The organism is Streptomyces sp. NPDC059452, from assembly GCF_042750035.1.
In the GTDB taxonomy this organism is placed as follows: domain Bacteria; phylum Actinomycetota; class Actinomycetes; order Streptomycetales; family Streptomycetaceae; genus Streptomyces.
In genome coordinates this window covers 1-17,185 of sequence record NZ_JBHYVE010000041.1, presented here as the reverse complement: position 1 = coordinate 17,185, position 17,185 = coordinate 1, and the positions used below count along the sequence as shown (strand labels likewise).

The following is a 17,185-nucleotide window of genomic DNA, read 5'->3' as shown; positions in this document are numbered from 1 at the left end:
TACTTGTCCGTCGGCATCTTCTGGTACCTGCTTCTGGTACCTGCCTCTGGCAGCGCCTCGCGCACGCGGGCGCACAATGGGGGGCATGGAGCTGAACCCCCTGGAGCAGGCGCTGCACGCCGCCCGCGCGCTGGTCATGGCCGATCTCGTCGCGTCCGATGTCGCCGAGGCCGACGTCGTCTCACTCGTCGAGGACGCCGTGACGCACCGCCGGTGGTGGGTCGAGCAGTGGCCCGAGGGAGCGGAGTTCGTCGCCGGGCTGATCGCCCAGGACGTCCAGGATGCCCTGCTGGAGAAGTACGGGCGGTGGCCGCTCTGCCCCGCCTGCGCCGAGGACGAGCCGCACGCGCTGGACGTCGAGCCGGAGCTCGGGCCCGACCCGCACTGGGTGTGCGTCAAGGCGGCGGTGGCCGTGGCGCCGGTGGGGGAGCTGGGCGGGGTACTGCGGCGGTGACCCTCTACATCGACCCGCCCACCTGGCCCGGACACGGCCGTCTCTGGTCGCACCTGGTCAGCGATGTGTCGTTCGAGGAGCTGCACACCTTCGCCGCCGCGATCGGCTGCCCGCCGCGCGCCTTCGAGCGCGACCACTACGACGTACCGGAGGCGTACTACGCGGACGCCGTACGGGCGGGGGCGCGGGAGATCGGCTCGAAGGAGCTGGTGCGCCGCCTCACCGCTGCCGGGCTCCGGCGCCCGAAGGGGCGACCGGCGGCGTAGGGGCGAGCGGCGGCGTAGGGGCGGCATGCGTGGTCATGGGGTCCTCCTCGGGCCGGTCATGGGGGCCTCCCTCGGGCCGGTCATAGGGGCCTCCCCTGGGGCAGGGACCATCGCGACCTCCCGTTCAGGGCCCTTCGCGACCAGCCGCGAGCGCGAGAGGCCGCCCCCGCCGCGCTGGAGCCGCAGTGACACCGCCACGGCCGCCAGGGCCAGGACCGTCATCCCCGCGCCCGCCCATGCCGTCGCCGCGAAGCCGAAGTCCGCGTCGATCACCGTGCCGCCCAGCCAGGGGCCGCTCGTGTTGCCCAGGTTGAACGCGGCCGTCGTCGTGGCACCGGCCAGCGTCGGGGCGGCCCCGGCCACGTTGAACATCCGGGCGTTGAGCGCGGGGGCCGTGAAGAACGCCGAGAGGCCCAGCAGGAACGCCAGCGCGACGACCGCGACCTGGCTGGAGGCGAACAGGGCCAGCGCCGCCAGGAACACCGTGGACGCCGTGATCCCGCTGAGCAGCACCCCGAACAGGTGCGCGTCCGCGACCCGGCCGCCGATCGTCGTACCGATCAGCGCGCCGACCCCGAAGAGGCCGAGGATCCACGGCACCCAGCCCGAATCCAGGCCCGCCACATCCGTCAGCAGCGGCGCCAGATAACTGAACGCGCAGAACACCCCGCCCGCCGCGAGCGCGGTGATCACGATCGCCAGCCAGACCTGCCGGTCCCGGTAGATCGCCAGCTCCTGCCGGAGCTGCGGCTTCTTCTCCGGCAGCGGGATGTGGGGGATACGGGTGACGACCCCGGCCAGCGCCACCGCCGACGCCACGCCCACCGCCCAGAACGCCGACCGCCAGCCGAGGTGCTCGCCGAGGAAGGCGCCCATCGGCACGCCCAGCACGTTGGCGATCGACAGCCCGCCGATCATCACGGCCATCGCCCGCGCCCGCTGGTTCACCGGGACCATCGCGATGGCCACCGCCGCCCCGACCGCCCAGAACCCCGCACAGGCGAGCGCGCTCACCACCCGGGAGGCGAAGAGCACCTCGTACGTCGGTGCCAGCGCGCCCGCGACCTGCCCGAGGCCGAAGACCGAGATCAGCGCGATCAGGGTCGTGCGGCGCGGCAGCCGCAGCGTGGCCACGGCGAGCAGCGGGGCGCCGACCACCATGCCGATCGCGAAGGCGGATATGAGGAGTCCGGCCTGCGGGATCGAGACGTCCATGTCGTCCGCGATGGGCGGCAGCAGGCCCGACAGCATGAACTCACTGGTGCCGAGAGCGAAGACCGAGAGACCGAGGATGTATACGGCCAGGGGCATGGGCGTGCGACGGCGGGAGGTGGAATCGGGCATGACTCGTCCCAACGCCGGAGAACACCCGCGCATTCCCGGCCCCCGCCCTTGGTCTTCTCGGCGGGCGGCCGGCCGCTACTCGGCGGGCAGCGCGTTCAGCTTCTTGCCGTGCAGGGCGAAGACGCGCTTGCCGTCGGTGGCCACCAGCCAGGCGCGGTGGTCGCTGGACCCGTCGTTGAACGTCCAGAGCAGGTCGCCGGTCTTCGCGTCGAAGGCGTGGATACCGCCCTTCTCGTCGAGGTCGGTGGCCCCGTAGAGGGTGGAGCCGACGCGGACGAACTGCCGGGGCACCTGTCCGCCGGACTTCTTGAGGCTCGTCGACTGCCAGACGCTCTTTCCGGTCCCCGGCTCGATCGCCCGGAGCGTACGGCCGCTGTCCGCGATGTAGAGCACGCCGTCCAGGACGGCCGGCTCGCTGAAGGCGGTGAACTGCTCCGCCTCGACGGACCACCTCTCGGACCCGTCGGAGAGGGCGAAGGCCTGGAGCCGCTGCCCCTGCGGGACGATCACCAGATCCTGGTGGACGGCGAAGGGGCCGTAACTCGTCTTCGTCGTCTTCTGCGTCCACACCTGCCGGCCGGTGGCGGTGTCGCGCACCGTGAGGTTGTTCTTGAAGTCGGTGTAGACGAGGTAGCGGCCCTGTACGGCGGCGTGGACGCCGTTCTGCTGGGTGCCGAGGTCGCGCTGCTCCTTCCAGACGACCTTGCCCGTACGGTTGTCGAGCGCGGCGATCACATTGGTGCGGGAGGAGTTGTCGGCCTCCAGGATCTCGGCGATGACGTACACCTGCCCGTCGTCCACCGCGACCGGCCTCGGCTGCCGGTACTCCTTGCCCAGGTGGCTGCGCCAGGTCTCCTTGCCGGAGGACGGGTCGTACCCGATGACGTTGCCGTCGTACTTCCCGCTGGCCAGGTACAGGGTGGAGCCGCCGTCGCCGAGCAGCAGCGGGGCACCGGGGACCGCGCCGCCCTCCAGTGACCACCGGGTCTCCCCGGTGGTCCCCTCCAGGGCGGCCAGCGGGTCACCGCTCGCGATCACCACACCGCCGACGGCCACCAGCTCGTCGTTGTCCCCGTAGGTCTCCGCCGAGGTCCTCCTCACCCATAGGGGCGCGGGGGCCTCCCCGTCCTTGCGGGGCGCGGGGGAAGTGCTGCGCGGCGGCGGGATGCTGCCCTCGCCGCCGGTCATGGAATCGTCCTCGCAGCCGACCGTTCCGGCTCCCAGGGTCGCCAGCGCGAGACCGCCCCCGGCCAGCCGGAGTATTCGCCGCCGCGAAGGTCTGCCGGCCGTCGTGCCGTATCCCGCGAGTCCCTTGGACATGTCGTCGTACCCCCATGGAGTCATCAGAGTGTGTGCAACTGCGATGCCAGACGTTAGCTGTGATCAGGTGTCACAGGCCGGGGCAGGGCGCGACCGGGACGACACCGTGAAGGAACCGGAACATTTACCGGTTGCCTGTCGAACATTTACCGGTTGCCCGTCGTGGATGGGCTGTCACCCCGGCTCGGGCGGCCCCAGCAGCTCCAGCTCCGTCGCCAGGTTGTGCCGGGCCCGTGCCTCCCACTCGGCCGCCCCGTGCGGCGTACGGAACAGCCTCGGCAGCGCGAGCAGTTGCCGCAGCACCGCCGCCCGCCCCGCCCGGAACGCCTCGTCGGGGACGAAGCCGTACTCCTCCCGTACCTGTGCCGCATAGGCCGCGTACTCCTGCGGGCCGCCCGCCAGCACCGCCAGATCCGCGTCGCACAGCACCTCGCCGTTGCGGTCCCCCTCGGCCGGGTCGTGCGTCACGGTGAGCCGGACCAGCCGCGCGACCTCCGCCACCACCGCTTCCGGCACCCCCGCCTCGGGCAGCGCGCGCTCGGCAAGGGCGGCGCTGCGCTCCTCGTTCTCCGTGCGGTCGGGCCGGTACACCGCGTCGTGGAACCAGGCGGCCAGCCGCACCGCGTGCGCATCGGCGGCGTACCCGGCGAGGGTGTCGATCCGGTCCAGGACCGCCGTCAGGTGGGCGGTGGTGTGGTAGCGGCGCTGCGGCTCGTCCCAGCGGGCCAGGAGGTTCTCGGCGTACGGGAGGGGGTCGGGGCCGGGCGCCCCGGAACGGGCGGCGAGGAGCGTGTCCCGCCAGCGGTCGGGCAGGGCGGAGCGGGTGTCGCCGGGGTCGTACGGGTGGTGAGGGCGCGGGCTGTCCGTCATGGGACGACCTTAGAGGCCGGGACGGGGGATGCCCCATGGGACCAGCCCCCGGACCTGCTCCCGGGCCCTCCCCCGGACCGCCCGTCGGACGGCCCTTGTCGCCCTGTCGTGCAGTCACTACCGTGCGCCCGTGAAGATGGACCTGAACGCGGACCTCGGCGAGGGCTTCGGCCGCTGGACCCTGACCGACGACGAAGCGCTCCTCGCCTGCGTCACCAGCGCCAACGTGGCGTGCGGCTTCCACGCGGGCGACCCCTCCGTCATGCGGCGGGTCTGCGACGCGGCGGCGGTGAACGGCGTACGGATCGGGGCGCAGGTCTCCTACCGGGACCTGGCCGGGTTCGGGCGCCGCTCGATGGACGTGCCGCCCGACGAGCTGACCGCCGAGGTCGCCTACCAGATAGGCGCCCTGCGGGTGTTCGCCGAGGCGGCCGGTTCCACCGTCTCGTACGTCAAACCGCACGGCGCCCTCTACAACCGGACCGTCCACGACGAGCAGCAGGCCGCCGCCGTCGTCGCGGGCGTCCGGCTCGCGGGCGGTGGCCTCACCGTCCTCGGGCTGCCCGGCTCGCACCTGCTCGCCCACGCCTCCGCCGCCGGGCTGCCCGCCGTGGAGGAGGCCTTCGCCGACCGCGCGTACACCCCGCAGGGCACCCTCGTCCCGCGCGGTGAACCGGGTGCGGTGGTGCACGACGCCGACGACGTCGTACGCCGCAGTGTCGGCCTGGCGCTGGACCGGGCGGTCACCGGGGCGGACGGCGGCCGGATACCCGTGGAGGCGCGCTCGCTCTGCGTCCACGGGGACACCCCGGGCGCCGCCGCCCTCGCCCGCCGGGTGCGGGAGGCGCTGGAGGGGGCGGGCGTGCTGGTGGAGGCGTTCACGTGAGCCGGGGGGATGACGGTACGGAGGCGTACGGGATACGGGTGCTGCCCGCCGGGCCGTACGCGCTCCTCGTCGAACTGGCCGACGGTGAACACGCGGAGGCCTTCCACGCCGAGCTGCTCCGCCGTCGTGAGCGCGGCGCACTCCCCGGCGTACGCGAGATCGTCCCCGGCGCGCGGACCGTGCTGCTCGACGGCATCGAGGACCGTGGTGGGGCGGGCGGCGCCGAGGACCGTCAGCGGGTCGGTGGCCGCACGCCCACGGCCCGGGACCGGCTCGCGCGTGACCTTCTCTCCTGGCCGATACCGCCCCTGCGCCGCGAGGAACAGGACGCCGTGGAGATCCCCGTCGTCTACGACGGCCCCGACCTGGAGGAGGTCGCCGCGCTCTGGGGCGTCCGCGCCGACGAGGTGCCCGGCCTCCACTCCCGTACCGCGTTCCGGGTGGCCTTCTGCGGGTTCGCGCCCGGGTTCGGCTACCTCACCGGGCTGCCCGAGCGGCTGTACGTGCCCCGGCGGGCGACCCCGCGCACGAAGGTTCCGGCCGGGGCGCTGGCCCTCGCCGGGCCGTACACCGGGGTCTACCCACGGGTCTCGCCCGGTGGCTGGCAGCTCATCGGGCGGATGGTGGACCCGGCGGTTCTCTGGGACCCGGCCCGGGAACCGGCGGCGCTGCTGGGGCCGGGGACCCGGGTGCGGTTCGTTCCGGCGGCGGCCGTACCGGGAGCGGCGGTGCGCGGATGACCTCCGTACGGAGGGGCGGCCTCCTGCGCATCGTCCGCCCCGGCGCCCTCACCACCATCCAGGACGCGGGCCGCCCCGGCTGGGCCCACCTCGGCGTCGGGCGGGCCGGGTTCCTGGACGCGCCCGCCGCCCGGCTGGCCAACCGGCTGGCGGGCAATCCGCCGGGCGCCGCCGTCCTGGAGACCACCGTCACCGGGTGCGCCGTCCGCCCCGACCGGCCCGTGGTGGCCGTCGTCGGCGGTGCGGGGTGCCGGGTGACCGTCGACGGGCGGCCCGTGGCGTGGGGCGCGCCCGTACGGGTTCCGGCGGGCGCGGTGCTGGACGTGGGGCCCGCGCTCAACGGCGTACGCGGCTATCTGGCCTTCGCGGGCGGCCTGGTGCCGGAACCGGTGCTGGGCAGCCGCTCGGCCGACCTCCTCTCGGGGCTCGGCCCGGCCCCGCTGAGCGAAGGCGACACGCTGCCCCTGGGCGAACCGGCCGGTCAGCCACCGCCGTACGGTCCCGCCGTCCCCTGGCCCGGCGCCCCCGCCGAACTGGTGCTGCCCCTCCAACCCGGCCCGCGCGACACCTGGTTCACGCCCGCCGCCCTCCACACGCTCACCACCGCCGCCTACCGGGTCTCCCCGCACAGCAACCGCATCGGCCTCCGCACCGAAGGGCCCGCCCTGGAACGGGCCCGCGAGGGTGAACTGCCCAGCGAGGGGATGGTGTTGGGGGCGATCCAGGTTCCCCCGGACGGGCTCCCCGTCGTCTTCCTCAACGACCACCCGACGACCGGCGGCTATCCGGTCGTCGGCGTCGTCCCGGAAACCGCCCTCGCCAGGGCGGCGCAGGCGGTTCCGGGAACGCGGGTGCGGTTCGTACGAGCGTGAGAAACCCCGTACGTACGGGCCGGGGCGAAACCCCGCACGAACCCTCACGCCCCCTTGAAGCCCCGCAGCCGCAGCGAGTTGCCGACCACGAACACCGACGAGAACGCCATCGCGGCCCCGGCGATCATCGGGCTGAGGAGCCCCGCGGCGGCCAGCGGCAGCGCGGCGACGTTGTAGGCGAAGGCCCAGAACAGGTTCGTCCGGATGGTGGAGAGGGTGCGGCGCGAGAGCCGGATGGCGTCGGCGGCGGCCCGCAGGTCTCCCCGTACGAGGGTGAGGTCACCGGCCTCGATCGCGGCATCCGTCCCCGTACCCATGGCCAGACCCAGATCGGCCTGGGCGAGCGCGGCGGCGTCGTTGACCCCGTCGCCGACCATGGCCACGCTCCGGCCCTCCGCCTGGAGGCGCTTGACGACGTCGACCTTGTCCTCGGGCATGACCTCCGCGTACACCTCGTCGATGCCCACCTCGCGGGCCACGGCGTCGGCCACCGCCCGGTTGTCACCGGTCAGGAGGATCGGAGTGAGCCCCAGGGCGCGGAGCCGCCGGACGGCCTCGGCGCTGGTGTCCTTCACCGCGTCCGCGACCTCCAGGACCGCCCGCGCCTCCCCGTCCCACGCGACGGTGATCGCCGTACGCCCGGAGCTCTCCGACTCGGCCTTCGCACGCGCCAGTTCAGCAGGCAGGTGGATCTCCCACTCGGCCAGCAGCTTCTCCCGGCCGACGAGGACGGCGTGGCCGTCCACCACACCCTGGACACCGAGACCGGGGACGTTGGCGAAGTCCTCCGGGGTGGGAAGGGCGGCTCCTCCCAGACGCTCGACGGCGCCCGCCGCCACCGCCTGGGCGATGGGGTGCTCGGAGGAGTGCTCCACCGCTCCGGCCAGGCGCAGGACGTCGTTCTCGTCCGTGCTGTCGGCGGTGTGGACGGCGAGGAGGGTCATCTTGCCCGTTGTCACGGTGCCGGTCTTGTCGAGGACGATGGTGTCGGCGCGGCGGGTGGTTTCGAGGACTTCGGGGCCCTTGATGAGGATGCCGAGCTGGGCGCCGCGTCCGGTGCCGACCATGAGGGCGGTCGGAGTGGCGAGTCCCAGCGCGCAGGGGCAGGCGATGATCAGGACGGCGACGGCGGCGGTGAAGGCTGCCGTCAGTCCGGCGCCGCTGCCCAGCCAGAAGCCCAGGGTTCCCAGGGACAGGGCGATCACGATCGGCACGAAGACGGCGGAGATGCGGTCGGCGAGGCGTTGGGCGGCGGCTTTGCCGTTCTGGGCGTCCTCGACGAGGCGGGCCATGCGGGCGAGCTGGGTGTCGGAGCCGATGCGGGTGGCTTCGACGACGAGGCGGCCTCCGGCGTTGATGGTGGCGCCGGTGACGGAGTCGCCCGTACCGACTTCCACGGGTACGGATTCGCCGGTCAGCATCGAGGCGTCCACGGCGGAGCTGCCCTCGACGACCCTGCCGTCGGTCGCGATCTTCTCCCCGGGCCGGACCAGGAAGTGGTCACCGACCTGGAGTTCTGCGGTCGGTACGGTGACCTGGACGCCGTCCCGCAGGACGGTGGCCTCCTTCGCGCCCAGCTCCATGAGGGCCTTGAGTGCGGCTCCGGCCTTCCGCTTGGAGCGGGCCTCGAACCAGCGCCCGGCGAGGATGAAGGCGGTCACCCCCGCGGCGGCTTCCAGGTAGATGTTCCCGGCGCCGTCGCTGCGCGCGATGGTCAGCTCGAACGGGTGGGTCATCCCCGTCATCCCCGCCGTGCCGAAGAACAGCGCCCACACCGACCACAGGAACGCGGCCGACGTACCGACCGAGATCAGCGTGTCCATGGTCGCCGCGCCGTGCTTGAGGTTGGTCCAGGCGGCGCGGTGGAAGGGCCAGCCCGCGTAGACGACGACGGGGGCGGCGAGGGTGAGGGAGAGCCACTGCCAGTTGTCGAACTGGAGGGCCGGGATCATCGCCATCGCGATGACCGGGACGGCGAGGACGAGCGAGGTGATCAGGCGCTGGCGGAGGGCGGTGAGCCCGTCGTCGGGTTCGGACTCCGCCGTTCCGCTCTCCCTCGTCTCCGTCGCCGGGGGTGGCGGTTCCTGGGCGGTGTAGCCGGTGGCTTCGACGGTGGAGATCAGATCCTGTACGGAGACGTCCTCGCCCCGGTACGTCACCTTCGCCTTCTCGGTGGCGTAGTTGACGGTCGCCTCCACGCCGTCCATCCGGTTCAGCTTCTTCTCGATGCGCGCCGCGCAGGAGGCGCAGGTCATGCCGCCGATGGCCAGCTCGACGGTGCCGGTGCCGGTGCCTGTTCCGGTACCGACGGCTGGGGTGGTGGCGGATTGCGTGGGCACGGGGTCCTCCTCGGGGCGGGGTTTGATACCCCTAGGGGGTATCTCTTCCTCTCCCCATGTATACCCCCCGCCCCTATGAAGTGCAAGGCGCGCCGGAGGGTGCTTGCGGGGCGGGTTCGCGTATCTCCGCGATCATGCGTTCAGATGGAGGGCTGTGCCGTCACTCGGCCGCCCCGTAGGCTGGCCATTGGACTAGACCTATAGCTGCGTACAGCTGGTATCGGAGGAATGGGGACCCATGAGCAACCGTGCAGTCCTGGAGGTGATCGCTCTCGACGCGGAGGACGCGGTCGCTGCTCAGGCAGGTGGTGCAGACCGGCTGGAACTGGTCACCGACATGGCCGCGGACGGCCTGACGCCGTCACGGGAGACCTTCGCGGCGATCCGGTCCGCCGTGGACATCCCGCTGCGCGTCATGCTCAGGCTGGCGGACGGCTTCGCCGCCGGTGACATCGAGGCGCTGGCCCGCAGGGCCCGCGAGCTGTGGTCGGACGGCGCCGATGAGTTCGTGCTCGGCTTCCTCGACGAGGACGGCCACGCCGACCTCGTGGCCGTCGAGCGGGTCGTCGCCCAGCTGGACGGCAGCCCCTGGACCTTCCACCGCGCGATCGACCGGGCCACCGACCGTGACGCCCTGCGCAAGCAGCTCGCGGACCTGCCCGGCCTGGACACGTTCCTCACGGCGGGTTCGCCGGACGGGGTCGACGCGGGCATCCCGACGCTCCTCGCCGAGGCCGCCCGCAGCGGTGAGCCGGGGTACGCGGCGCAGATCCTGGTGGGCGGCGGGCTCCAGCTGCACCACCTGCCGCAGCTGCGGGCGGCGGGGATCGACGCCTTCCACATCGGCGGTGCGGCCCGCCCGTCCGGCTGGTCGGCACCGGTGGACGCGGCGGCGGTACGGGAGTGGCGCGAGGCGCTCGACGCCTGATCCCGCAGGGGGCGGGAGCCGCCCAGGTCCCGCCCCTGCCCCGCCCCTCGCCGTATCTACTTCAGCATCTACTTCAGCGCCTCCGGCAGCTTCGCCGCGTGCACCACGGTCAGCCCCGACACCGCACGGGTCAGCGCGACGTACAGCCGCCGCAGCCCGGTCCGCTCGTCCGGTTCGCCGTCCACCACGGCCGCCGGCTCGTCGAGCACCACGTAGTCGTACTCCAGCCCCTTCGCGAGCGACGCGGGCACCAGCGTCAGCCGGGACTCGGCGGTGGTCTCCTCGCCGGGGGACAGGTACGCGTGCCCCGCCGCCTCCAACGCCGCGCCCAGCGCCGGGATGCGGGCATCGGCGGCGATCAGCCCGATGGACCCCTCGTGCCGCAGCGACTCCTCGCAGGCGGCGACCACGGCCGCGTCCAGTTCCGCCGCCCCGCCCGGCACTTCCCGTACGACCAACGACCCCGGCGACTCCCGCACCGACTCCACCGCCGTAAGACCCGGCGAGATCGCGGGCAGCAGCCGGGAGGCGTACGCGATCACCTCGCGCGGCACACGGAAACCGGCGGTCAGCTCCTCCACCACCGCGTCCGCCTTCCCCAGGTGGAACAGCGCCTCGTCCCAGCTCTCCGTGGACCACGGCGTCGTCCCCTGCGCGAGGTCGCCGAGCACGGTGGCCGAGCCGGTCGAGCAGCGCCGCCCCACCGCCCGGTACTGCATGGGGGAGAGGTCCTGCGCCTCGTCGAGCACGACATGGCCGAGCGAGTGCGTACGCGCCACCAGGTCCCGGGCCTCGTCGATCAGCACCGCGTCCGCCGCCGACCACTTGGCCGACTTCACGCTCCGGGCGGGCTTCGCCCAGAGGATCAGCTTCTGCTCGTCCGCGCTGAGCAGCCCCTCCGCGTGGGCGGCCAGGAACTCCGGGTCGGCCAGCAGCCGCAGCACCAGCTTCTCCGGGTCGACGGCGGGCCAGATCGCCTTGACGGCCGCCTTCACCGCCGGATTGCGGGCCACGGTGTTCTGCACCCGGTCGTCCGGCGCCTCGCCCGCCTCCTCCATCCGTACGAGGACGGCGTGCGCGATCCGCTGCGGCAGGGCCTCGTGGGCGGAGCCGTACCGCATGTCCCGGGCCAGCAGCTCGTCGACCATCTCCTCGATCTCGTACGCGGGCACCCGCCACCGCCGCGACCCGCGCACCACCACGACGGGCTCGGTGGGGGTGGTGACGTGCGAGCGGATGGCCCGGCGCAGCACCTCGGCCATGCGGGCGTCGCCCTTGATGACGGCGGCGGCCGCGTCGTCGCTGCCGCGCACCGTCACGCCCGCCGTCACCAGGTCGTCGACGGTGGCCTGCTTGACCTCCAGCTCACCGAGGGCGGGCAGGACCTGCTCGATGTAGTGGAGGAAGGACCGGTTCGGCCCGATGACGAGGGTGCCGGTACGGGCGAGGCGGTCGCGGTGCGCGTACAGCAGGAACGCCACGCGGTGCAGGCCGACGGCGGTCTTCCCGGTGCCGGGACCGCCCTGGACGCAGACGGTGCCGCCGAGGCCGCTCCGTACGATCTCGTCCTGTTCGGGCTGGATGGTGGCGACGATGTCGCGCATCGGCCCGACGCGGGGCCGCTCGATCTCCGCCTGGAGGAGGCGGCTGGTGTGCGCGGCCTCGGTGGGGTCGGTGAGGTGCTCGTCCTCGTACGCGGTGAGCTCACCGGCGGTGTACCCGAAGCGGCGGCGGAGCCCCACGTCCTGGGGGTTCTTGGGGGACGCCTGGTAGTACGGCTGGGAGACCGGGGCCCGCCAGTCGATGACCATCGGGTCCCCGGCGGCGTCGTGGACGTGCCGGCGCCCGATGTAGAACCGCTCGCCCTCCGCCCCCTCGGCCAGCTCGCCGCCGACGGCGTGGAGGTAGTCGAGGCGGCCGAAGAACAAGGGGGTGTGGGAGAGATCGGCGAGCGCCTTGATGCGGTCGTCGATCTGGGACTGGAGCACGGCGGCGTTGACCCAGTTCGCGGTGACATCGCGGATGTCGAGGGCCTGGACGTCCTCGCGCATCGCCCGCAGGGCGGCACGGGACGCGGCGAGATGGGCACGTTCGTGCGCCAGGGGGTCCAGCGGGTCGGTGGTGGAATCGCTTTCTGCTACGTGCGCGGGCACGGTGTTGCCTCCGGCTCTTCGACGGCTCTTCGACGGCTTTTCAACGGCTTCTCGACGACTTCTCGACGGTCTCTCGACGGCTTTTCGGCGCAGGACGGCGGACCGCGCGCCGCGGTCGGCCGGGGCCGGAGCAGGCGGGTCCGCTGGGAAGGTGCGTATCCGTGGGTGTCGGCCGGTTTCCGTCCGGTCGGCGGCGCTCCCGGGGCAGTTGACACGGCGCGGGAGGCGGGCAGACCGGCGATTGTAGCCACAGGGCCGGGCGGCGGCGAAACGGATTTCCGTGCTCCTGGAGGGGGAGAGACCGGGGATACCCGTAGGGGATGTGTGCGGGCCGGGCGGTACTGGAGGGCTACGCGCCCGGCGTACGGGTTCCGTCTGCGGGCCGACGCGGCCGAACGGGTGACGGGAGCACCATGGATACATGAGCACAACGACTCTGAACCCACGCAGGACCGGCCCCGCGCACGGCGCGACCGCGGTCACCGGTCACCATCGGCCCCATCGCGTCGGAGACGCCGTACGCGCGGTCAAGGTCTTCGTGACGACGGCGTTCAGCGTGGTCGTCCTGGGGGAGTACGCGGAAGGGGCCGGAGTCCTCGGCCGGGGCCGCTGAGCTTCCCGGGCGGGCCCGCCCAGGAGCCCCCGGGGTCTATTGGTGTCCGATGCGCACCGCGCCCCGGACGCGGTCCTGCCCGACCAGGGACATCGCGTCGAGCGAGGCGTCGGGAACAGGCAGCAGATGGGCATCGACCCAGGTCTCTCCCGCGGCCGTGTTGAACCACGGGTCCTCCACCACCACCGCCCCCGGCACCACCCCGTGACACAGCACCCAGTGCGGCACGTCGAACCCCTGCATCACGGCCAGCGACACGAGGAGCAGCACGTGCTCCCGCCGGCCGACCGCCTCCCGGAGCCCGGCCAGGGACAGCCGCCGCGCGTCGACCGGGACGCCGAGCCGCCCGGCGTCCACCCGTGACACCCGCTGGAGCACCGCCCGCCACTCCCGCTCGTCCCCGGAGAGGTGGTCGAGCAGGACGGGCCCGTCCGTGTCGAGGAACACCCCGACCGGCGACGACGGCCACCGGCGGCGTACCGCGACACCCAGCCCCACGGGCTCGCACGCGGCGAAGTTGGTCGCATCCCGCCACAGGGTCAGCTCCGCCTCGCGGCCGATCGATTCCCGGGGCTCCACACCCGCGTGCGCCTGCGCGACCAGGGCGGTGACGGCGCCGCAGGTGAAGTCGGTGCTCTGCCGGTAGTACGGCGGTGGCTCGGCGGCCCCGTCCCCGTACTCACCCTCGTACAGCCGACGCACATACCCGGCCCCGGGCTCACTCGGTCCGTGCGGATGCGCGAGCGGCAGCCGCAGCGGAGCGAACCCGGCCGCCACCGCGTCCTCCGCGCTCGCCGTCCACCCCTCCCACTTGACCTGTACGAGGCCCTGCCCGTACGCGTACGAGACGACGGCCGCCACCGCCTTCGGCACGTCCCCCACCGCGTCCACGATCTTCACGTAGGCGGTACCGGGGCGCGCCGTCACCAGCGCGGCACCGTCGCCGTCGGCCGTGCCCACCAGGCGGGGAGCGTGCGGGGAACGGTCCACCGCGCCCCACCGCTCCAGCACCTCGGGCGGAGCGACCCGCCGCACCGCGTCCGGCCACGCCCCGGGCTCGTACGGGATCACGGTGTACGTCGACGTCATGCGCGGGACCTCCGGAGCAGCCAGATGAAGTACGGGGCGCCGACCAGGGCGACCATGAGCCCGGCGGGGATCTGGGCGGGGGCGATGAGTGTGCGGCCCAGGGTGTCGGCCACGCAGACCAGTACGCCCCCGATGAGCACCGCGACCGGGATCACGCGGCCGTGCCGGGCGCCGACGAGGGACCGGGCGAGGTGCGGGGCGACGAGCCCGACGAAGCCGACGACCCCGATCGCGATCACACCGAGCGCCGCGAGCACGGCGGCGACGGTGAGCGAGGCGAAGCGGGTGCGGGCCGGGCTGACGCCGAGGATGCGCGGGGTGTCCTCGTCGATGGCCAGCAGATCGAGCTGACGGCGCATCGACAGCAGCAGCGGCAGGGCGATCAGCAGACCGACCGCGACCGGTACGACGTCGGGGAGCGAGCGCCCGTAGGTCGTCCCCGAGAGCCAGGTGAGGATCCGGGGGGTGTTCCACGGGTCGGCGCGCAGGAGGAGGAAGGTCGAGACGGCGCTCAGCCCGTAGCCGCAGCCGATGCCGATCAGCACGAACCGGTCGGGCAGGAAGCCGCCGCGCCAGGCCAGCAGGGCGATCAGCGCGAACGTGGCGATCCCCGTGGCGACGGCGGCGGCGATGAGCACCGGCCGCCCGCCGGGCAGGTCCGACGTCACGACGACCACCGCGCCGAGCCCGGCCCCCGCCGTGATGCCGAGCACGCCCGGCTCGGCCAGCGGGTTGCGTACCGCGCTCTGCACGGCGCATCCGGCAAGACCGAGCGCCGCACCCGCGAGCACGGCGGCGGCCACCCGGGGCATCCGGTCGTCCAGCGCGCGCCCGATCAGGTCGGGGGCGGTGCCCTGCACCCAGAGGACGAGGTCCCCCGTGCGCAGCCAGAGGCTTCCCGCCAGGATCCCCACCAGGACGGCCCCGGCCAGGAGCGCCACCGCGACGGTCACGACGAGGAGGAACGACCGGCGCGAGCGGGTGGCGGCCCGGGCCTGCGGGGGCTGCCGGACCGGCCCGGCGTCCCGCAGGCGGAGCGCGAGGACCACGATCACGACGGCGCCGAGCAGCGCGGTCGGGATGCCCGTGGGGACGGAGGCGGCGCCCTCGGCCCCCAGCACCGCGCGCAGCGCCGCGTCCGCGAGCAGGACGAGCAGCGCGCCGAGCAGCCCGGCGCCGGGCACCAGCAGCGCGTGCCGGTGCAGGGCCCGTACGCGTACGGCGATCAGCCGGGCCAGGACCGGGGCGCCGAGGCCGACGAAGGCGATCGGGCCCGCGAGGGTCACCGCCGTGCTGGTCAGGAGGACGGCGCAGAGCACCGCCGCCGTCCGGGTCGCCCGGACCGGCACGCCGAGGGCGGACGCGGTGTCCTCGCCGAGGCCCAGTACGTCCAGCTTCCGGGAGAGCGCGAGGGCGGCGCACAGCACGACGGCCACCAGCGGGATGGCGCGCATCGACGCGTCGATGTTGAGCTGGGCGAGGGAGCCGCTGCCCCAGGCGAAGAGGCCGGTGGTGTTCCGGTCGAAGAGGATGAGCAGCATCGCGGTCGCCGCGTCCAGCGCCATGGCCATCGCCGATCCGGCGAGGACGAGACGCGTGCCCGAGGTCCCCGCCGTACGGCCCGTGAGGGCGAGCACGAGGACCGCCGCGAGCAGGCCGCCCGCGAAGGCGACGGCACCGGAGGCCCACAGCGGCACGGTGAGCCCGAAGGCGGCGACGGCCGACAGCGTGAAGTAGGCCCCGGCGGTGACCGCGAGGGTGTCCGGCGACGCGAGCGCGTTACGGGTGACGGACTGGAGCAGCGCCCCGGCGGCACCGAGGGCGAACCCCACCGCCACGCCCGCGAGCAGCCGGGGCAGCCGCGAACCGGCGACGATGTCCCCGACCGGCACCCCGCTGACGTCCTCCCGCGCCCCGGTGGCGTACCGGACCAGGTCCCCCATCCCCGCGCCGGAGGTCCCCTGCGTCAGATGCCAGAGGCCCACCAGCACGATCGCGACGGCGAGGAGCCCGAGGACGGCGGCCCCGGCGAAGCGGCTGCCGCCGGTCACCGGGGCCTGCGCCGCCGTGACCGGGGCCTGCGCCGCCGTGACCGGGGCCTGTTCCTCTGCGGTCAGGGCCGGGGCACTCACTTCTTGGTGCTGAACGCTCACTTCTTGGTCAGGACATCGACGTACGCGTCGATCGCCTGCTCGCACGAGCGCGGCCCGCCGGCGCCCCAGACCCGGGCGGGGAAGCTGTGCGCGCGGCCTTCCTTCACGGCGGGGAGCGACTTCCAGACCGGGTTCTTCTGGAGGGCCTTGACGTAGCCTCCGGCGCCTTCGTCGTTGGCGTAGAAGAGGTTGGCCTTCCCCACGGCGGTCAGCCCCTCGACGTCGGTCTGCGCCAGCCCGTAGGAGGGGTCGACGCCGCCGTCGCCGTACGCCTTGTTGATGTCGTCGGTCCAGGCGGCCTTCATCCCCAGCTCCTCGCCGATCGCGGTGAACAGGGCGGCCTCGCCGTACGGGCGGACCGTGAGGTTGCCGCCCTGGAGCCAGCCGTCGAAGAACAGGAAGTCCTTCGTCGGCAGATCGGCGTCGGCCACCTGCTTCTTGGCCTCCGCGAGGCGGTCGTCGAACTGCCCGATGACCTGCTTCGCCCGCTCGTTGCGCCCGGTCGCCTCGCCGATCAGGTTGAACACGTCCCGCACGTTGCCGATGGGATCCTTGGGATTGGCACCCCGGGTGGCTATGACCGGTATGCCCCGCTTCTCCAGTGCGACCAGGGTCTCGTCCTTGGCGTCGAACGCCTCCACGACGACCAGGTCGGGCTTGGTGGCGGCGAGGGTGTCGAGGTCGGGCTCCTCGCGGGTCCCGATGTCCGTCACGCCCTGGGGCAGCTTCTCCGCGCTGACCCAGGTCCGGTACCCCTTCGCGTCGGAGACCGCGACGGGCGTGACGCAGAGGGTGAGGGCGTCCTCGACCTGCTGCCACTCCGTGACGGCGATACGTGCGGCGGGCTTGTCCAGCTTCACCTTCCGGCCGAGGCTGTCGGTGAGGGTCACCGGCTTCGTCGAGGTCGCGGTGGTGTCCCCGGCACAGTCCTTGGACGCCGGGGAGGCGGCGGCGCCGGCCTCGGGCGTCCTGACGTCGGTGGTGCCGCAGGCCGTGGTGGCGAGGGCGACGGCGAGCCCGGTGGCGGCTGACGCCAGGAGACGGCGGGCGCGGATCATGAGGGGTCCTACCTTTCAAGGCGTGGGTCTGATCTGGTCATTCGTAGGATCGGAGGGCCCAGGGGTTCTGGGTATGGCTGTCATCGGGGCGCCGTTGGCA

At 73.5% G+C, this 17,185-nt stretch carries 15 protein-coding genes; 7 read left to right on the top strand and 8 right to left on the bottom strand.

The window, feature by feature from the left end; all coding sequences use genetic code 11:
- Positions 1 to 85 precede the first annotated feature (85 nt).
- Positions 86 to 454, top strand: coding sequence for a hypothetical protein (locus ACFW9Z_RS33445; protein ID WP_384646869.1), 369 nt, complete (start codon positions 86 to 88; stop codon positions 452 to 454).
- Positions 451 to 720, top strand: coding sequence for a DUF4031 domain-containing protein (locus ACFW9Z_RS33440; protein ID WP_384646867.1), 270 nt, complete (start codon positions 451 to 453; stop codon positions 718 to 720). The genes ACFW9Z_RS33445 and ACFW9Z_RS33440 overlap by 4 nt, the downstream gene beginning before the upstream one ends.
- Before the next feature lie 33 nt (positions 721 to 753).
- Here ACFW9Z_RS33440 and ACFW9Z_RS33435 read toward each other — a convergent pair whose 3' ends face one another.
- The 3 genes from ACFW9Z_RS33435 to ACFW9Z_RS33425 all read right to left on the bottom strand — a co-directional run bounded on the left by ACFW9Z_RS33435 (position 754) and on the right by ACFW9Z_RS33425 (position 4,254).
- Complete coding sequence (locus tag ACFW9Z_RS33435; protein ID WP_384646931.1) at positions 754 to 2,031, bottom strand: Cmx/CmrA family chloramphenicol efflux MFS transporter; 1,278 nt, start codon at positions 2,029 to 2,031, stop codon at positions 754 to 756.
- 108 nt (positions 2,032 to 2,139) lie between these two features.
- Positions 2,140 to 3,384, bottom strand: a complete 1,245-nt coding sequence (locus ACFW9Z_RS33430) for a PQQ-binding-like beta-propeller repeat protein (protein ID WP_384646864.1) — start codon at positions 3,382 to 3,384, stop codon at positions 2,140 to 2,142.
- A 174-nt stretch (positions 3,385 to 3,558) separates the two neighbouring features.
- Complete coding sequence (locus ACFW9Z_RS33425) at positions 3,559 to 4,254, bottom strand: hypothetical protein (protein ID WP_384646862.1); 696 nt, start codon at positions 4,252 to 4,254, stop codon at positions 3,559 to 3,561.
- 136 nt (positions 4,255 to 4,390) lie between these two features.
- On the opposite strand from ACFW9Z_RS33425, the gene ACFW9Z_RS33420 reads away from it, so the two are divergent.
- From ACFW9Z_RS33420 to ACFW9Z_RS33410, 3 genes are read left to right on the top strand one after another with little or no spacing between them, the layout of a single operon-like run.
- The gene (locus tag ACFW9Z_RS33420; RefSeq protein ID WP_384646929.1) at positions 4,391 to 5,140 is read left to right on the top strand and encodes a LamB/YcsF family protein; all 750 of its coding nucleotides are present in this window, start codon (positions 4,391 to 4,393) and stop codon (positions 5,138 to 5,140) included.
- Positions 5,137 to 5,880 carry an allophanate hydrolase subunit 1 gene (locus ACFW9Z_RS33415; RefSeq protein ID WP_384646859.1) on the top strand — a complete coding sequence of 248 codons (744 nt, stop codon included), beginning with the start codon at positions 5,137 to 5,139 and terminating at the stop codon, positions 5,878 to 5,880. Before ACFW9Z_RS33420 ends, ACFW9Z_RS33415 begins: the two co-directional genes overlap by 4 nt.
- Positions 5,877 to 6,752 (top strand): biotin-dependent carboxyltransferase family protein, encoded by an 876-nt coding sequence (locus ACFW9Z_RS33410; protein ID WP_384646857.1) that lies wholly within the window; start codon positions 5,877 to 5,879, stop codon positions 6,750 to 6,752. The genes ACFW9Z_RS33415 and ACFW9Z_RS33410 overlap by 4 nt, the downstream gene beginning before the upstream one ends.
- 44 nt (positions 6,753 to 6,796) lie before the next feature.
- Here ACFW9Z_RS33410 and ACFW9Z_RS33405 read toward each other — a convergent pair whose 3' ends face one another.
- Positions 6,797 to 9,091 carry a heavy metal translocating P-type ATPase gene (locus tag ACFW9Z_RS33405; RefSeq protein ID WP_384646855.1) on the bottom strand — a complete coding sequence of 765 codons (2,295 nt, stop codon included), beginning with the start codon at positions 9,089 to 9,091 and terminating at the stop codon, positions 6,797 to 6,799.
- 238 nt (positions 9,092 to 9,329) lie between these two features.
- Here ACFW9Z_RS33405 and ACFW9Z_RS33400 point away from each other — a divergent pair, with 238 nt between their 5' ends.
- The gene (locus ACFW9Z_RS33400) at positions 9,330 to 10,019 is read left to right on the top strand and encodes a copper homeostasis protein CutC (protein ID WP_384646853.1); all 690 of its coding nucleotides are present in this window, start codon (positions 9,330 to 9,332) and stop codon (positions 10,017 to 10,019) included.
- Between the two features lie 68 nt (positions 10,020 to 10,087).
- Here ACFW9Z_RS33400 and ACFW9Z_RS33395 read toward each other — a convergent pair whose 3' ends face one another.
- Entirely contained in the window at positions 10,088 to 12,172 is a 2,085-nt protein-coding gene (locus ACFW9Z_RS33395) for a HelD family protein (protein WP_384646849.1), read from the bottom strand.
- Between the two features lie 421 nt (positions 12,173 to 12,593).
- Between ACFW9Z_RS33395 and ACFW9Z_RS33390 the strand changes: the two genes are divergently transcribed.
- Positions 12,594 to 12,785 carry a hypothetical protein gene (locus ACFW9Z_RS33390; RefSeq protein ID WP_384646847.1) on the top strand — a complete coding sequence of 64 codons (192 nt, stop codon included), beginning with the start codon at positions 12,594 to 12,596 and terminating at the stop codon, positions 12,783 to 12,785.
- A 36-nt stretch (positions 12,786 to 12,821) separates the two neighbouring features.
- On the opposite strand, the gene ACFW9Z_RS33385 is transcribed toward ACFW9Z_RS33390, so the two are convergent.
- The 3 genes from ACFW9Z_RS33385 to ACFW9Z_RS33375 form a co-directional block, all read right to left on the bottom strand.
- Positions 12,822 to 13,874: a peptidase C39 family protein gene (locus ACFW9Z_RS33385; protein WP_384646845.1), complete on the bottom strand. Its 1,053-nt coding sequence runs from the start codon at positions 13,872 to 13,874 to the stop codon at positions 12,822 to 12,824.
- Positions 13,871 to 15,925 (bottom strand): iron ABC transporter permease, encoded by a 2,055-nt coding sequence (locus ACFW9Z_RS33380; protein WP_384646927.1) that lies wholly within the window; start codon positions 15,923 to 15,925, stop codon positions 13,871 to 13,873. The genes ACFW9Z_RS33385 and ACFW9Z_RS33380 overlap by 4 nt, the downstream gene beginning before the upstream one ends.
- Before the next feature lie 98 nt (positions 15,926 to 16,023).
- A complete protein-coding gene (locus tag ACFW9Z_RS33375; RefSeq protein WP_384646843.1) occupies positions 16,024 to 17,085 on the bottom strand; it encodes an ABC transporter substrate-binding protein in 1,062 nt (353 codons plus the stop codon).
- Positions 17,086 to 17,185: the final 100 nt, after the last annotated feature.

Excerpts from the sequence above, each read along its gene's own strand:
- ACFW9Z_RS33445 (WP_384646869.1), top strand. The coding sequence starts at position 86 with ATGGAGCTGAACCCCCTGGAGCAGGCGCTGCACGCCGCCCGCGCGCTG.
- ACFW9Z_RS33435 (WP_384646931.1), bottom strand. The coding sequence starts at position 2,031 with ATGCCCCTGGCCGTATACATCCTCGGTCTCTCGGTCTTCGCTCTCGGC.
- ACFW9Z_RS33430 (WP_384646864.1), bottom strand. The coding sequence starts at position 3,384 with ATGTCCAAGGGACTCGCGGGATACGGCACGACGGCCGGCAGACCTTCG.
- ACFW9Z_RS33425 (WP_384646862.1), bottom strand. The coding sequence starts at position 4,254 with ATGACGGACAGCCCGCGCCCTCACCACCCGTACGACCCCGGCGACACC.
- ACFW9Z_RS33420 (WP_384646929.1), top strand. The coding sequence starts at position 4,391 with ATGGACCTGAACGCGGACCTCGGCGAGGGCTTCGGCCGCTGGACCCTG.
- ACFW9Z_RS33410 (WP_384646857.1), top strand. The coding sequence starts at position 5,877 with ATGACCTCCGTACGGAGGGGCGGCCTCCTGCGCATCGTCCGCCCCGGC.
- ACFW9Z_RS33400 (WP_384646853.1), top strand. The coding sequence starts at position 9,330 with ATGAGCAACCGTGCAGTCCTGGAGGTGATCGCTCTCGACGCGGAGGAC.
- ACFW9Z_RS33390 (WP_384646847.1), top strand. The coding sequence starts at position 12,594 with ATGAGCACAACGACTCTGAACCCACGCAGGACCGGCCCCGCGCACGGC.
- ACFW9Z_RS33385 (WP_384646845.1), bottom strand. The coding sequence starts at position 13,874 with ATGACGTCGACGTACACCGTGATCCCGTACGAGCCCGGGGCGTGGCCG.
- ACFW9Z_RS33375 (WP_384646843.1), bottom strand. The coding sequence starts at position 17,085 with ATGATCCGCGCCCGCCGTCTCCTGGCGTCAGCCGCCACCGGGCTCGCC.